Source organism: Lutibacter citreus (assembly GCF_003260195.1).
In the GTDB taxonomy this organism is placed as follows: domain Bacteria; phylum Bacteroidota; class Bacteroidia; order Flavobacteriales; family Flavobacteriaceae; genus Lutibacter; species Lutibacter citreus.
This window is the reverse complement of the sequence record NZ_QEIH01000009.1, coordinates 133,019-149,020: the sequence shown is the minus strand read 5'-3', so window position 1 is coordinate 149,020 and position 16,002 is coordinate 133,019. Positions and strand designations below refer to the sequence as shown.

The following is a 16,002-nucleotide window of genomic DNA, read 5'->3' as shown; positions in this document are numbered from 1 at the left end:
ATTAAAATTTATCTGTAACACATCCTTCTGAAGCAGAAGAAACTGTTTTAGCATATTTATATAATATTCCTTTTGTATGTTTTGGAGCTGGTTCAACCCACTTTGTCTTTCTTTCTGCTAATATTTCTTCAGAAACAAGAACATTAATAGAATTATTTGAGGCATCAATTTTAATAATATCACCATCTTCTATCAAACCAATTGTTCCTCCAGATTGTGCTTCTGGAGTAATATGTCCTACAACAAATCCGTGAGTTCCACCAGAGAAACGTCCATCAGTAATTAACGCTACTGATTTCCCTAAACCTGCTCCCATTATCATAGAAGTTGGCTTTAGCATTTCTGGCATTCCCGGACCTCCTTTTGGGCCTACATATCTTATAACTACTACATCTCCTCTTGAAACTTTTCCTGCACCAATTCCTGCATTTGCTTCGTCTTCACTATTAAAAACTACTGCTTTCCCTTCAAATAAATTTCCTTCTTTACCACTAATTTTAGCTACGGAACCTGCTGTAGCAAGATTTCCGAATAAAATTTGAAGATTTCCAGAAGATTTTAATGCTTTATCTGTTGGATGAATAACATCCTGACCATCTTCAAACTTAATAGCTTTTACATCTGCTAAATTCTCAGCCAATGTTTTACCTGTAATTGTCATACAATCTCCATGTAAAAAACCTTCATCTAATAAATATTTCATAATTGCAGGTGTACCTCCAACTCCGTGAACATCTTCCATTAAATATTCTCCACTTGGTTTTAAATCTGCTATTAAAGGTGTTTTATCACTTACACGTTGAAAATCATCTAAAGTAAATTCAATACCTGCTGCGTGTGCAATTGCTAAATAATGTAGTACTGCATTTGTAGAACCTCCTAAAGCATTTACTAATGTAATTGCATTTTCAAGAGATTTTTTTGTAATTATATCTAAAGGTTTCAAATCCAACTCCAGTAAATTTTTGATAGCTGCGGCAATTCGCTCACTTTCAGATTCTTTATGAGGATTTTCAGCTGGAATTGATGAATTATATGGTAATGCAAATCCCATAGCTTCAATTGATGATGCCATTGTATTTGCTGTATACATACCTCCACAAGCTCCTGCTCCTGGAATTGCTTTTTTAATAATTTGTCTATATTCTTCTTCATCTATAGCTCCAGATATTTTCTGACCTAAGGCTTCAAAAGCAGAAACAATATTTAATTTTTTACCATTGTGTTTTCCCGAAGCAATTGTTCCTCCGTACACCATTAATGATGGACGATTTAAACGTAGCATTGCCATAATTGCTCCTGGCATATTTTTATCACAACCTACAACGGTAACTAAACCATCATAACTTTGTGCATTCATTACTATTTCAATAGAGTCTGCAATAACATCACGAGAAGGTAAAGAATAATTCATCCCTGAAGTCCCCATTGAAATACCATCACTAACTCCAATTGTATTAAACTTTAATCCAACTAAGTCATTTTTATTTACTTCATCTTGAATAAATCCAGCTAAGCCATTAAGGTGCATATTACAAGGGTTACCATCATAACCAGTACTTGCAATACCAACTTGAGGTTTTTTCATATCATCATCAGATAAACCTACTCCATACAACATTGCTTGAGCTGCAGGTTGCGTTGGATCTTGTGTTACTCTTTTACTATATTTGTTTAATTGCATTTATTTTAATGTTTTTTCAATTTCACTGAATAATTCGCAAATTAATTCAATTTATATTTACTATTTTTTAATAAGGAACAAATTTAAATTAGATATTTGTTTTATTACTTTTTTTTTTACTTTTTTTACAATATTCAGTCTCTTCTAATTATTCATAATATATTGATTTTAAGATTTTTAAGTTGTTATTTTTTACAATGATTATGCAATAAAAAAACCTACATCATTTTTTTAGATGTAGGTTTTTTTATTTGATTATATATACAAACCTTCATCACGTTATTAAGACAATAACGACTTGAATTAAAATGACGATTTGTATTTTTATTAATTTCATTTTTTTATAATAAAAAAGCCTTACTAAAATTTAGGAAGGCTTTATAATTTATATGTAATTACAATAACAGTCCTAACCTACTTGCGAAATAATCACAGAGACATTTACAGAAAAGATATTGATATTGACTTTCTTCATAATTGAAAAACAAATATGTAACTTATTTTTTTAAAAGCAAAGTTTTGTTTAAATTTTATTTTAAAAGTTTTTTTGCCTTTTCTTGAATAATAGACTCAACTGATTTATTTTCAATTTTACTTTCTAACCAAGATAAAATATCTAAATACAAGAAAGCTCTTTTTTCAAAAGGATGCTCTTTATATTTACTTAATTCTTTATGAAGCTTAATAAATTCTTTACGTAAATCTTGAGGATATATATCACTTAAGTTTTTAAGAAAAGCGATCATTTTACGCTGCACCTCATGTAAATCATCCATTTTCAACAAAAATTTATATGTTGAAACAATAAGCTTTTCAATATTATAATCTATACCAGCTTCGTAATGTGTTACCAAATTTAAAACTCGAGAAAAACACAATAAGTCTTCTCTCATTTTTAAATCTTTATTATTTATAATTTTTTGAAGATAAAAAATACACTCTTCGTTTTTACCAGCTCCAAAATACATACAACCAATTTTATAGTAAAAAACCATAATGTGATGCGCATCAATTTGCCCTTCAAACTTTTTAAGTTCAATTAATAAATTTTGAACAAAATCTAGTCCTTTTGTAAACTGCCCTTCTAAAAAAAACAAGTTCAATTTATTTTGATTGTAATAAATAAAGGCCAACGTACTAGTGTTTTGATTTAAAACTATATTATTGTTTTTAATATCAAAATCTAACGATTCAAGTATTGCCTTAAACTTTGTTCTATGACTATTTAAATATAGAGATTCTGCCAAATAATTGACTCCTTTTAAATAAAAAACAGGATGTTGTTTTTTCATTTCTGGATTCTCTTCAAACAAATCAACCCATTTATGAGAATATTTATATACCGAAACAAAATCTTGTTTAATAAAGCTATGCCATAAATAAGCTTTGTATAAAAAAAGCTTCTCCTTAAAACCCATTTTCATCAAATCAAATTTCGGCATTCTACTTTCAAAATACTCTGTTAATAATGTAGAATCTTTGTTATCTTTCACATAACCAGCTTTTAAAAGCAAACTATATAATTGAAGTGATAAGTTTGAAAGCTTACTAATTCTCACATTTTTTAAGCTTAACTCCTTTGCTTGTTCAGCAAGTTCATCTGCTCTATTACTCATACTTCTTGTAATATATTGTGATTCTATAATTTTTTCAAACTCAACTATTTCATAAGCTAAATTATTTTCACCATTACTAAGCGCCAACTCTTTTGCTTTATCTAAAATTTTTAAACTTTGCTTATACAAACCTTTGTTATACAAAACAGTTGCAAAATCAAACTGCTCTCTTATTTGCGAACTTACATTTTGATGCACAGGATTCATCCTTAAACTCACCAAAATTTGCTTATATAAATGTGCTTTGGTATTAGATATTTGCTGTTTTTTAATATTGGTTTTTTTTAATATTAAACCATCATTATAAACATTTACTTTATCCAATAAATTAAATAACGATATAAAATTAGCTTCAGAATTTCCCCCTAATCTACCAACATACAGTTTAAATTGTCGTTTTTCAGATTTTGAAAGTGACTTTACTAATGTAAAAAGTGCATCTTTTTGCTCAATAGCCATTGTAACTAATTTATTTTTATTTTATTGATTTTCAACTCTTTAATAGGTATATTACCCATTTGAATATAGTAAATTTTATTAAAAACCCCTAATTTTAGAAAACCTATAACTCTATTTTTGAAATTCAAATGTGATAAAAAAAAATCAAAAATGAGTAAAAATAGAGTCCAAATTTTTGATACAACCTTAAGAGATGGAGAACAAGTCCCTGGTTGTAAGTTAAATACTGAACAAAAATTAGTCATTGCTGAGCGTCTTGATATTTTAGGTGTTGATGTTATTGAAGCTGGATTTCCAATTTCAAGTCCCGGTGATTTTAATTCTGTAGAAAGAATTTCAAAACTAGTAAAAACTGCAACGGTTTGTGGGTTAACCAGAGCAAACCAAAAAGATATTGAAGTAGCTGCACAAGCATTAAAATACGCTAAGAGACCAAGAATACATACTGGAATAGGAACTTCTGAATCTCATATTAAATTTAAATTTAATTCAACTGAAGAAAAAATAATTGAACGTGCTATAGGTGCTGTTAAATTTTCAAAAACTTTTGTTGAAGATGTAGAGTTTTATGCTGAAGATGCTGGTAGAACAAGCAATGAGTATTTAGCTAGAGTTATAGAAGCTGTTATTAAAGCCGGTGCCACTGTTGTAAATATCCCTGATACTACAGGATATTGTTTACCTGATGAATACGGTGCAAAAATAAAATACTTAAAAGAAAATGTAAAAGGAATTGACAATGTGATTATTTCTTGTCACTGTCATAATGATTTAGGTTTGGCAACTGCAAATGCTATTGCTGGTATTCAAAATGGAGCACGTCAAATAGAATGTACTATTAACGGTATTGGAGAGCGTGCAGGAAATACGGCTTTAGAAGAGGTTGTAATGATCTTAAAACAACACCCTTACTTAAATTTAGACACTGGTGTAAATACAAAATTATTGTACGATACAAGTAAACTTGTACAAGAAAGTATGGGAATGTTAGTGCAACCAAACAAAGCTGTTGTTGGCGAAAATGCTTTTGCACATAGTTCGGGAATACATCAAGATGGTGTTATAAAAAACCGTGAAACATATGAAATAATGGATCCAGCAGATGTTGGAGTTACTGAATCTTCTATTGTTTTAACTGCAAGAAGTGGTAGAGCTGCTTTAGCATATAGAGCAAAAAATATTGGATTTGATTTAACAAAAATTCAATTGGATGATTTATATCCTCAATTTTTAAAATTTGCAGATCATCATAAACAAGTAAATGATGAAGACATTCACCATTTAATGGATTTAAACCATATTTTAAAAACAAAAATACATATCTAAACCACTCATTTTAAAATCAATTAACAATAGTTTTATGTGAAAATTGTTATTAATTTTAAAATACTAAGTTAAATTTATTAATTTTAATAGTTATTATTAAGCCTTTTCAAAAGAAAAGGCTTAATTTGTATATAATAAATATTAAAATTTGATTTGACAACTTTAAAGGTTCGACAATCATTCAATTAAACATGTATGAAATTAAATATCGCTTTACTTCCAGGCGATGGAATTGGACCAGAAGTAACTCAACAAGCTGTAAAAGTATTAGACGCTATAGCTGAAAAACACCAACACACTTTTAAATATACAAAAGCTCTTGTAGGTGCAGCCGCTATTGATGAAACAGGAGATCCGCTACCTGAAGAAACTTTAAAAATTTGTTCAAAAGCTGATGCCATTTTATTTGGTGCTATTGGTGATCCTAAATATGATAATAATCCAAATATTAAAATTAGACCTGAACAAGGTTTACTCCAATTAAGACTTAAACTAGGTTTGTACGCTAACATTAGACCTGTTATTACTTACGACTCTTTAATTCATAAATCTAATCTAAAAGAGGAAGTTGTGAATGGTGTTGACATAGTTATATTTAGAGAATTGACTGGTGGAATTTATTTTGGAGAAAAAAAATTAAGCGAAGACGGCTTAACAGCCTATGATACATGTTCTTATTCAGTTGAAGAAATTGATAGAATTACTCATTTAGCATTTAACGCCGCAAAAATTAGAAGAAAAAAATTAACTCTTGTGGATAAATCCAATGTTTTAGAAACTTCTAAACTATGGAGAAATCGAGTAATAGAAATAGGAAAGAAGCATCCTAGCGTTGAGTTAAACTTTTTATATGCTGAAAATGCTGCCAAACAGTTAATTTTAAAACCAACGCAATTTGATGTTATTTTAACAGAAAATATGATTGGTGATATATTATCTGATGAAGCAAGTGTAATTTCTGGATCTATCGGTTTATTAGCATCTGCATCTGTTGGTAAACATACCGCTCTATTTGAACCAATTCACGGATCTTTTCCAAGAGCAAAAGGAAAAAATATTGCAAACCCTCTTGCTGCTATTTTATCTGCAGCATTATTGTTAGAACATTTTGAATTGTTTGAAGAAGCTGAATCTATTAGAGCTGCTGTAGAAAAATCTATTGAGTTAAATATCACAACACCTGATTTAAATTCAACAAATCATTTTTCAACAACAAATGTAGGAACTTTTATTAGCGACTTTATTTTAGATGATGAAAATACATTTTACAATAAAGATAACATTGATTTAGGCCAATCAACTATTATTTAATTTATAGTTTATAAAAGAGAGTTTCATATTGCATTTTTACTATACATTGTAATTTTAAAGTTATATTAAAATACAATGGGTAATTAATATTCATTAGTAACCAATAATTATGACAGCTAAACAAAGTATCATCAATAGAATAATTTCGAGCAAAAACAAGCCGCAATTAAACTTCAGTTTAAAAACTAAAACTGAAGCTTTTACTAATAATTTGTTTTATACTTTATTTGATTCTAATTCTTGCATTGAGCAAAATATAGAACAATTAGAGACGGATTTTAAAGAGATTTATAAATTAGCTTGCTCCGTAAGAACTTCTTGTGATGATATTTGGAATAAATTTTTAAATACACTTCCTGAAATATTTGATAACTTAAATTTAGATGCGCTTGAATTGGTGAGCGGAGATCCTGCTTCAAACAACATTGAAGAAGTTTATCTTGCATATCCTGGTTTCTACGCAATTGCAATATATCGTTTTAGTCACGAATTATTTATTTTAGATACTCCATTGATTCCTAGATTAATGAGTGAATACGCACATAGTAAAACAGGAACAGACATTCACCCTGGAGCAACCATTGGAAAATCATTTTTTATTGACCATGCAACTGGTACTGTTATAGGTGAAACCTGCATTATTAAGGATCATGTAAAAATTTATCAAGGTGTTACTTTAGGAGCTTTACAAGTAGAAAAAAATATGAAAGGCACCAAAAGACATCCTACCGTAGAAAGTAATGTAACTATTTATGCTAATGCTACCATTTTAGGAGGCGATACCATTATTGGAGAAAACAGCACAATTGGTGGTAACGTTTGGATCACAGAATCTATACCAAAAAACACTTTAGTTTATCACAGACCAGATACTAGGGTAAAACAAAAAAGAAATGAAAAGTAATACATTGATTGATTTTATAGGAAATACACCACTAGTTAAAGCACAGCATTTAATAAAGAATAAAAATGTTTCATTATTTCTAAAGTTAGAAGGTAACAACCCAGGAGGAAGCGTTAAAGACCGAGCAGCCTATAACATGATTTCATCTGCATTAGAAAGAGGTACTATAAAAAAGGATGCTTATTTAATTGAAGCAACTAGTGGAAATACAGGAATTGCATTGGCTATGATTTCTCAATTATTTGGAATTCAAATTGAATTAGTAATGCCTGAAAACTCAACTAAAGAAAGGGTACAAACAATGCAAGCTTATGGAGCAAAAGTAACTTTAACTTCTAGTACTATTGGAATTGAAGGCGCTAGAGCTTATGCCGAAAAAATGGTTGAGGAAAAAGGATATATAATGCTAAACCAATTTGCAAATGATGATAATTGGAAAGCACATTATAAAACAACCGGCCCTGAAATTTGGAAAGACACAGATGGTGAAATAACTCATTTTGTTTCTGCTATGGGTACAACCGGAACAATAATGGGAACTTCAACTTATTTAAAAGAACAAAATAAAAATATTCAAATAGTTGGAGCTCAACCAACAGATAATTCAAAAATACCTGGAATAAGAAAATGGTCTCCAGAGTTTTTACCTAAGATATTTAACCCTAAAAAAGTTGATGTTGTTATGGAGGTTAGTGAACAAGAAGCTCGTAAAATGACAAAAAGACTTGCAAATGAAGAAGGAATATTTGCAGGAATGAGTAGCGGTGGTTCTGTGGCAACTGCAGTTAAATTAGCTGAAACTTTAGAAAAAGGAGTTATTGTAGCCATTATTTGTGATAGAGGTGATAGGTATTTATCGTCTGATTTATTCGAATAAAACGTTATAGCTTTTATAACATTTATTAATTGTATAACATGCTCATTTATTGTATTTTTGTTCGTTAGAATAGAAACTTTCTTATAATGAATAAAATACAAATGGTTGACCTAAAGGGTCAATACACTAAAATAGAAAAACAAATAGACGAAAAAGTCTTAGAAGTTTTAAAATCTACAGCATATATAAACGGACCTGAAGTCCACGCTTTTCAAAAAGAATTAGAAGAATATTTAGGTGTTAAAAATGTAATTCCTTGTGCCAATGGTACAGACGCTTTGCAAATTGCAATAATGGGATTAGGTTTAAAACCTGGAGACGAAGTAATAACCGCAGATTTCACATTTGCCGCAACAGTTGAAGTAATAGGTTTATTAAACTTAACACCTGTTTTAGTTGATGTTGAAAAAGACTCTTTCAATATAAATATTGATGCAATTAAAAAAGCAATTACTCCAAAAACTAAAGCTATTGTACCAGTTCACTTATACGGACAATGTGCTAATATGGAAGCCGTTTTAGAAATTGCAAAAGAACATAACCTATTTGTTATTGAAGATACAGCTCAAGCAATTGGATCTAGCTACACTTTTAAAGATGGATCTAGTAAGAAAGCTGGAACTATTGGACATGTTGGGACAACTTCTTTTTTCCCTTCAAAAAACTTAGGTTGTTATGGTGATGGTGGTGCAATTTTTACTAATGATGACGATTTAGCTCACATTATTAGAGGAATGGTAAACCACGGTATGTATAAACGTTATTACCATGATGTAGTTGGTGTAAATTCTAGATTAGACAGTATACAAGCTGCTATTTTAAGAGTTAAATTACCATTATTAAACGGATATTGTGAAGCTCGTCAAAAATCAGCTGCATTTTACACAAACGCATTTTCTTCAAACAAAAATATTGTAACTCCTGCAGTTAGTGATTATACAACCCATGTTTTTCACCAATATACTTTGCAAATATTGAATGGAAAACGTGATGAATTACACCAACATTTATTAGATAATGGAATTCCAAATGCAATTTATTATCCAGTTCCATTACACAGCCAAAAAGCATATGCTGATGAACGTTATAATGAAGCTGATTTTGTAGCGACAAATGAATTAAAAAATACTGTTATTTCATTACCAATGCACACAGAATTAGACAAGGAGCAATTAGAGTTTATAACAAAAACAGTAAATGATTTTATAAATAAATAATTATGGAAAAAATATTAGTAACAGGAGGGTTAGGATTTATTGGATCTCACACAGTAGTAGAATTACAAAACGAAGGTTTTGAAGTTTTAATAATTGATAATTTATCAAATTCAAGTATTGAAGTGCTTGATAAAATCACATCTATTACAGGTACAAAACCCACTTATTTCAATATAGATTTAAGAGAAAAAGCAGCTGTTAAAAATTTTTTCGCTACTAATAAAATAGATGGTATGATTCATTTTGCAGCCTCAAAAGCAGTTGGTGAAAGCGTACAAATGCCATTAGAATATTATGAAAACAACCTTGGAAGTTTAATTTATATTTTACAAGAATTAAAAGCTAACAATTTAAATAATTTCATTTTTAGTTCTTCTTGTACAGTTTATGGACAAGCTGATGAGTTACCAATTACTGAAAACGCACCAATAAAACCTGCTGAATCTCCTTATGGAAACACAAAGCAAATTGGTGAAGAAATTATTAAAGACACTACTAAAATATCAGATTTAAAAGCAATAGCACTACGTTACTTCAATCCAATTGGGGCGCACGCTTCTTCTAAAATTGGAGAATTACCAATTGGTGTTCCTCAAAACCTAATTCCTTTTGTTGTGCAAACTGCAGCTGGAATACGTAAAGAGCTTTCTGTATTTGGTAGTGATTATGATACTGTTGATGGAACTGCTGTACGTGATTACATTCACGTAGTAGATTTAGCCAAAGCACATATTGTTGCTTTAAAAAGGCTAATTGAAAATAACAACAAAGCACAGTATGAGGTATTTAATTTAGGTACAGGAAAAGGAAACTCTGTACTAGAAGTAATTAAATCTTTTGAAAAAGTTACAGGTAAAAAAGTAAACTATAAATTAGTAGATAAAAGAGCTGGAGATATTACTGCTGCTTATGCTGACACTAATTATGCTAAAGAAGAATTAGGTTGGCAAACTGAATTAACTTTAGATGACGCATTACTTTCTGCATGGAAATGGCAGGAAACTTTATAAAAAAAAAGCCTCTGAAATTCAGAGGCTTTTTTTTTACCCCAATTTATCGATAGCTATTTACCGTTTATCGATAGTTAAACCTTTTCCATCTTAATTTTCGACGTATCCTCCACAAACAAATATACTTTTGGAGTATAATTAAACCTCGAAAATTATGAATTCAAAAATATTAATACTAATCATTTTTTTTACAACTATTATAAAAATACACTCTCAAAACTCTAATAAATACTCTCACAGTGTATCCATTACTATTCCAGAGGTTGCTTTATTAGATTTAGAATCTTCAAAAGATAAAAATTTAAAATTTGATATAAAAGCACCAACTGAAGCAGGTAGCGCTATAAACATTTCAAATATTAATTATGATATGTGGATAAATTACTCTTCAATTGTAAATTCATCAAGTACTTCTAGAAACGTAGGTGTTCAAATCACTGATGGAAAAGTTGCAGATGGATTACAATTAAATATTTATGCTTGGAGAGATGTTCGAAAAGGTGAAGGACAAATGGGAAAATCACCAACATCTCTTTTAAAGTTAACTGATTCCGAAGTTACTAATTTAATTACAGGAATTGGAAGTGCTTATACTGGAAATGGACCAGACAAAGGACATAGAGTACTTTATTATTTAACAAAAAGTAATGATAAAGAATATTACTCAAAATTAAATTCAGATCAATCAGATATATTAACTATTACTTATACTTTAACTGATAATTAATGAAATAAAAAAAGCCGCTAATAGCGGCTTTTTTTTATTTTTATTCTTAACTGAGACTTGCTCCACTTGCAGTAACACTTCTATCTATTTTACGCATTAATCCTTGTAAAACTTTACCAGGACCAACTTCAATAAATTCAGTACCACCATCAGCAATCATTGCTTGAATACATTGTGTCCAACGCACTGGCGCTGTTAATTGTGCTATTAAATTTTCTTTAATCTCATCAGGACTTATAACTGCTTTTGCAACTACATTTTGATAAACAGGACAAGTAGGCTCACTAAATACAGTAGCTTTAATTGCAGCTGCTAATTCTTCTCTGGCAGGTGCCATTAATGGAGAATGAAATGCTCCACCAACAGGTAATTTTAAAGCACGTCTTGCTCCTTTTTCAGTAAGTGCCGCACAGGCTTTGTCAATTGCTTCAATTTCTCCAGAAATAACTAATTGACCTGGACAGTTATAATTTGCAGCAACTACTACACCATCTATACTTGCGCAAACTTCTTCAACAACAGCATCATCCAATCCTAAAACTGCTGCCATAGTAGATTCTTGTGCTTCACAAGCTTTTTGCATAGCTAAGGCTCTTTTTGAAACCAATTTAAGTCCGTCTTCAAAAGTTAAAACTCCATTTGCTACTAACGCAGAAAGTTCCCCCAAAGAATGCCCCGCAACCATTTCTGGTTTAAAATCATCACCCAATACTTTTGCCAAAATTACAGAATGTAAAAATATAGCTGGTTGAGTTACCTTTGTTTGTTTTAATTGATCTGCCGTACCCTTAAACATTATATCAGTTATAGCAAAACCTAAAATTTCATTTGCTTGTTCAAAAAGTTCTTTAGCTAAAGGATAGTTTTCGTATAAATCCATTCCCATCCCAGTAAATTGTGCTCCCTGACCAGGGAAAATATATGCCTTCATAATATAATTTTTCGGTTTAAATTTCAAAATGCAAAAATACAAAATATTTGCTATATTCGTAACAACTTACTGCTAATGACTCACAAACTTAAATCTGAAGCCTTTACAATATACCTTATTTTAACATCTATGTTTGTTGCGGCATTAGTTGCTTCAAATTTAATTTTTCAAAAATTCTTCTTTTGGAATCCTTTTGGTTGGTTTAGATTTGAGCTTTCAGTTGGTATTTTACCATATCCCATAACTTTTTTAATTACTGATATTATTTCAGAAATTTACGGAAAGAAAAGAGCAAACCAAGTTGTAATTGCTGGTATTTTCGCTTCATTCTTCTCTATGTTAATTATTTTAGTAGGTAATTACACACCTGCAATAGAAGCCTCTCCCGTAGATAATGATACCTTTACTAAAGTATTTGGCTTATCTCCTATTGCTGTGTTAGCATCAATGCTTGCTTATTTATTCGCCCAATTTATTGACATTCGTATATTCCATTTTTGGAAACGAAAAACCAACGGTAAACATTTATGGCTCCGTAACAATTTCTCTACTTTTTCTTCTCAATTGATTGATACTTTAACCGTGGTTACATTACTTTGTAGTTTTAAAGTTTTACCATGGAGTTTATTTAACACACTTGTAATAAGTGGTTTTGTTTTTAAAATAATAATTGCACTTTTAGACACTCCTATCCTTTACTTTATTGTTTATTTATTTAAACAACGGTTTAAATTAAAAGAAGGTGAAGAAATTGAATTTCATTAATAAAATTTTAGCATATTATTTTCACTAATCTTCATTTTTTTTCGTTTTATTTGAACAAGATAAAACTGTTTGAATTATGAAAAAAGCTGCAAAAATTATTATTGGTATTCTAATTGTTATTTTAGGAATATTAATAGCTATTCCTTATTTTTTTGAAGACAAAATTGTTGAGCTAATTAAAGAAACTGCTAACAATAATGTAAATGCAAAAATAGATTTTAACAATGTGGATATTAGCTTAATTTCTAGTTTTCCAAATGCTAAAGTTAGTTTAAACAACTTCTTAATTACTACAAAAAAACCTTTTGAAGGAGATACTTTGGCAAACGTAAAAGCTCTTTCTCTTAAATTTCCAATTTCTAGTTTATTTAAATCCACTTCTGAAGAGATAAATGTAAGCTTTATTACTATTGAAGAAGCTGCATTTAATATTTTAATTAATAAAAAAGGTGAGGCGAATTATAATATTACGAAAGAAAGTGCCACTTCAACTTCAGAAAATAGTACAGAAAATAGTGGAATTAAGTTAAAGCTAGACGGATATTCTATTGAAAATAGTAACATTTATTATACTGATGTATCTTCAGAAATAGCTTTAAAACTTGAAAATTTCAACCATAAAGGTAGCGGTAATTTTTCTAAAGCCATTTCAGAACTAAAAACAGAAACAAGTTCTAATGTTTCTTTTGATTATGAAGACACAAGTTATTTAAAAAATAATTCAATCCAATTAAATGCCAATATAGCAATGGATTTAAATCAGCAAAAATTTACATTCTTAGAAAATGAAGCTTTAATAAACCAACTTCCATTAATTTTTGATGGTTTTGTTAAATTAAATGATAACAATAAAGAAATAGATCTTAGTTTTAAAACACCTTCATCAGACTTCAAAAACTTTTTAGCTTTAATTCCTGAAAAATATTCAAAAGATATTAGTAATGTAAAAACAAGTGGTAAATTTTCACTTAACGGAACGTTAAAAGGAATTATAGATGATAAATACATTCCTAACTTTAACATTAATATTGCATCAAATAATGCTAGTTTTAAATATCCTAATTTATCTAAAACAATTGAAAACATTCAAATTAAATCTACAATTTTAAACACAACTGGAATTACAAACGACACCAAGGTTGATATCCAAAATTTAGCATTTAAAATTGATGAAGACACGTTTACCTCTAGCGCCTTTATTAGCAATATAATTAACAATCCAAAAATTAAAGCAAAAGCAAAAGGTATTATTAACTTGGCTAAAATCAGTAAAGCTTACCCTATGGAAACTATTAAGGATTTACAGGGAATTGTAAAAGCAGATTTTGAAACTGATTTTGATATGAATTCAATTGAGAAAAAGCAATACGAAAACACAAAAAACTCAGGCCATATTTCCTTGGTGAATTTTAAATATGAAGGAAATGAAATGGCAAATCCCATTGAAATTTCAGATGCTAAAGTAACTTTCAACACCAAAAGTGTTCAACTAAATAATTTTGAAGCTAAAACTGGTAAATCCGATTTAAAAATGAACGGAACCATTGAAAATTTAATCGGTTTTGTATTAAACAATGAAGATATAAAAGGAGATTTCAATTTAAATTCAAATACTTTTAATTTGAATGATTTTATGGATGCTGAAACCAATGAAAAAACACCACAAAATACAAATAAAGAGCAATTAAAAATACCTTCTTTCTTAGATTGCACTATTAATGCAACCGCCAGCAATGTAATTTACGATAATTTAACGCTAAAAAATGTAAAAGGTATATTAGTAATTAAAGATGAAAAAGCAGATTTAAAAAATTTATCATCAGATATATTTAATGGAAATATTATTATGAATGGAAACGTTTCAACCAAAACAAAAACACCAACGTTTGCATTTAATATGGATATTAAAAATTTTGATATTGCACAATCTTTTACTCAATTAGAACTATTTAATGCGCTGGCTCCAATTGCTAAAATACTGAATGGTAAATTAAATTCAGATTTAAAATTTTCCGGTAATTTAAATGATGATTTAACACCAAATTTAGCTACCATAAGCGGAAATGCATTGTCTGAATTATTAACTTCAAAAAACACTTTTAAAAACTCTAAAGCGCTTTCTTTATTAGGGAGTAATTTAGACTTTATAAACTTAAATGATATTGATTTAGAAAAAATAAAAACCTCTATATCTTTTGAAAATGGTAAAGTATCTATAAAACCATTTAACGTAAATTACAAAAACATTCCTATTCAAATTAGTGGTTCACACGGTTTTGATAAAACAATGGATTATAATATCACCCTTAATGTGCCTGCAAAATACTTAGGAGCAGAAGTTTCAAGCCTTATCGCAAATTTAAGTGAACAAGAAAAAGACAACATAAGCATTCCAATTACCGCAAACATTTTAGGTTCTTTTACACAACCAAGCGTAACAACTAATTTAAAACAAGCTGCTACAACCCTAACAAAACAATTAGTTGATCAACAAAAAAATAAATTAATAGATAAAGGTACTAGTGAAATTACTAAAATTTTAAACGGTAATAAAAAAGAAAATGACTCAACAAAAACGAGTTCTAAAGATGTTATAAAAAATTCAACAAATACCATTTTAAAAAGCTTATTAAAAAAGAAGGATACCGTTAAAAAACAATAAAACAAGCAGTTAAATAATTTTGGCATATTTTTTGAATACTAATTAATACTAGGTAACAATATAATAGTTTAGTTGATATACTAGTGTAAATGAAACATAAAGTAAATGACCTTAGTCATCAATAAAAAGAAACATTTATATTAATACCCCCAAATGAAAAGAATAATAAAATATTTATTTCTAATAATTGTTATTTCATTTATTTCTAAAAGCTGCGACAAGACTGTTTCAGAGGAAGAAATTCCAGCTTGTATTGAAAATAAAATTGAAACAATTATGAATAATAATGTTACCAATCCTCCAACTGAGGTATGGAAATGGGTAGATAACGGCGCCACCTATTTTCATATTACATCAGATTGTTGTGACCAATACAATTATTTATATAATAAAAATTGCAAAGTTCTTTGTTCTCCCGATGGCGGTTTTACTGGTAAAGGTGACGGAAATTGCCCTGTATTTACAAGTAATATTGTAAAAACATTAGTTTGGCAAGACGATAGAAAATAACAC

At 29.2% G+C, this 16,002-nt stretch carries 13 protein-coding genes; 10 read left to right on the top strand and 3 right to left on the bottom strand.

Annotated elements, in window-relative coordinates; genetic code table 11:
* Window position 1 precedes the first annotated feature (1 nt).
* Complete coding sequence (gene ilvD / locus DAD81_RS17920) at window positions 2–1,684, bottom strand: dihydroxy-acid dehydratase (protein ID WP_111709686.1); 1,683 nt, start codon at window positions 1,682–1,684, stop codon at window positions 2–4.
* Between the two features lie 530 nt (window positions 1,685–2,214).
* On the bottom strand, window positions 2,215–3,759 hold the full coding sequence (locus tag DAD81_RS17915; protein WP_111709685.1) for a hypothetical protein: 1,545 nt from the start codon (window positions 3,757–3,759) through the stop codon (window positions 2,215–2,217).
* A gap of 150 nt (window positions 3,760–3,909) precedes the next feature.
* Between DAD81_RS17915 and DAD81_RS17910 the strand changes: the two genes are divergently transcribed.
* The 7 genes from DAD81_RS17910 (at window position 3,910) to DAD81_RS17880 (ending at window position 11,131) form a co-directional block, all read left to right on the top strand.
* Entirely contained in the window at window positions 3,910–5,085 is a 1,176-nt protein-coding gene (locus DAD81_RS17910; RefSeq protein WP_111709684.1) for a 2-isopropylmalate synthase, read from the top strand.
* A 195-nt stretch (window positions 5,086–5,280) separates the two neighbouring features.
* Window positions 5,281–6,396 (top strand): 3-isopropylmalate dehydrogenase, encoded by a 1,116-nt coding sequence (gene leuB / locus DAD81_RS17905; protein WP_111709683.1) that lies wholly within the window; start codon window positions 5,281–5,283, stop codon window positions 6,394–6,396.
* 109 nt (window positions 6,397–6,505) lie between these two features.
* On the top strand, window positions 6,506–7,300 hold the full coding sequence (locus DAD81_RS17900) for a serine O-acetyltransferase (RefSeq protein WP_111709682.1): 795 nt from the start codon (window positions 6,506–6,508) through the stop codon (window positions 7,298–7,300).
* Window positions 7,290–8,177 (top strand): cysteine synthase CysM, encoded by an 888-nt coding sequence (gene cysM, locus DAD81_RS17895; RefSeq protein ID WP_111709681.1) that lies wholly within the window; start codon window positions 7,290–7,292, stop codon window positions 8,175–8,177. The genes DAD81_RS17900 and cysM overlap by 11 nt, the downstream gene beginning before the upstream one ends.
* An 86-nt stretch (window positions 8,178–8,263) precedes the next feature.
* Window positions 8,264–9,394 (top strand): DegT/DnrJ/EryC1/StrS family aminotransferase, encoded by a 1,131-nt coding sequence (locus DAD81_RS17890; RefSeq protein WP_111709680.1) that lies wholly within the window; start codon window positions 8,264–8,266, stop codon window positions 9,392–9,394.
* A 2-nt stretch (window positions 9,395–9,396) separates the two neighbouring features.
* Complete coding sequence (gene galE / locus DAD81_RS17885; protein WP_111709679.1) at window positions 9,397–10,404, top strand: UDP-glucose 4-epimerase GalE; 1,008 nt, start codon at window positions 9,397–9,399, stop codon at window positions 10,402–10,404.
* Window positions 10,405–10,558: 154 nt separating this feature from the next.
* Complete coding sequence (locus DAD81_RS17880) at window positions 10,559–11,131, top strand: hypothetical protein (RefSeq protein ID WP_111709678.1); 573 nt, start codon at window positions 10,559–10,561, stop codon at window positions 11,129–11,131.
* Window positions 11,132–11,177: 46 nt separating this feature from the next.
* On the opposite strand, the gene fabD is transcribed toward DAD81_RS17880, so the two are convergent.
* Entirely contained in the window at window positions 11,178–12,062 is an 885-nt protein-coding gene (fabD, locus tag DAD81_RS17875; RefSeq protein ID WP_111709677.1) for an ACP S-malonyltransferase, read from the bottom strand.
* A 75-nt stretch (window positions 12,063–12,137) separates the two neighbouring features.
* On the opposite strand from fabD, the gene DAD81_RS17870 reads away from it, so the two are divergent.
* From DAD81_RS17870 to DAD81_RS17860, 3 genes are all read left to right on the top strand, one after another.
* Window positions 12,138–12,827 (top strand): queuosine precursor transporter, encoded by a 690-nt coding sequence (locus tag DAD81_RS17870; RefSeq protein ID WP_111709676.1) that lies wholly within the window; start codon window positions 12,138–12,140, stop codon window positions 12,825–12,827.
* A gap of 76 nt (window positions 12,828–12,903) precedes the next feature.
* Window positions 12,904–15,489 (top strand): AsmA-like C-terminal region-containing protein, encoded by a 2,586-nt coding sequence (locus tag DAD81_RS17865; protein WP_111709675.1) that lies wholly within the window; start codon window positions 12,904–12,906, stop codon window positions 15,487–15,489.
* 153 nt (window positions 15,490–15,642) lie between these two features.
* Window positions 15,643–15,999, top strand: coding sequence for a DUF6970 domain-containing protein (locus tag DAD81_RS17860; protein WP_111709674.1), 357 nt, complete (start codon window positions 15,643–15,645; stop codon window positions 15,997–15,999).
* The last annotated feature ends 3 nt before the right edge of the window (window positions 16,000–16,002 follow it).

Excerpts from the sequence above, each read along its gene's own strand:
- ilvD (WP_111709686.1), bottom strand. The coding sequence starts at position 1,684 with ATGCAATTAAACAAATATAGTAAAAGAGTAACACAAGATCCAACGCAA.
- DAD81_RS17915 (WP_111709685.1), bottom strand. The coding sequence starts at position 3,759 with ATGGCTATTGAGCAAAAAGATGCACTTTTTACATTAGTAAAGTCACTT.
- DAD81_RS17910 (WP_111709684.1), top strand. The coding sequence starts at position 3,910 with ATGAGTAAAAATAGAGTCCAAATTTTTGATACAACCTTAAGAGATGGA.
- leuB (WP_111709683.1), top strand. The coding sequence starts at position 5,281 with ATGAAATTAAATATCGCTTTACTTCCAGGCGATGGAATTGGACCAGAA.
- DAD81_RS17900 (WP_111709682.1), top strand. The coding sequence starts at position 6,506 with ATGACAGCTAAACAAAGTATCATCAATAGAATAATTTCGAGCAAAAAC.
- cysM (WP_111709681.1), top strand. The coding sequence starts at position 7,290 with ATGAAAAGTAATACATTGATTGATTTTATAGGAAATACACCACTAGTT.
- DAD81_RS17890 (WP_111709680.1), top strand. The coding sequence starts at position 8,264 with ATGAATAAAATACAAATGGTTGACCTAAAGGGTCAATACACTAAAATA.
- galE (WP_111709679.1), top strand. The coding sequence starts at position 9,397 with ATGGAAAAAATATTAGTAACAGGAGGGTTAGGATTTATTGGATCTCAC.
- DAD81_RS17880 (WP_111709678.1), top strand. The coding sequence starts at position 10,559 with ATGAATTCAAAAATATTAATACTAATCATTTTTTTTACAACTATTATA.
- fabD (WP_111709677.1), bottom strand. The coding sequence starts at position 12,062 with ATGAAGGCATATATTTTCCCTGGTCAGGGAGCACAATTTACTGGGATG.
- DAD81_RS17870 (WP_111709676.1), top strand. The coding sequence starts at position 12,138 with ATGACTCACAAACTTAAATCTGAAGCCTTTACAATATACCTTATTTTA.
- DAD81_RS17865 (WP_111709675.1), top strand. The coding sequence starts at position 12,904 with ATGAAAAAAGCTGCAAAAATTATTATTGGTATTCTAATTGTTATTTTA.
- DAD81_RS17860 (WP_111709674.1), top strand. The coding sequence starts at position 15,643 with ATGAAAAGAATAATAAAATATTTATTTCTAATAATTGTTATTTCATTT.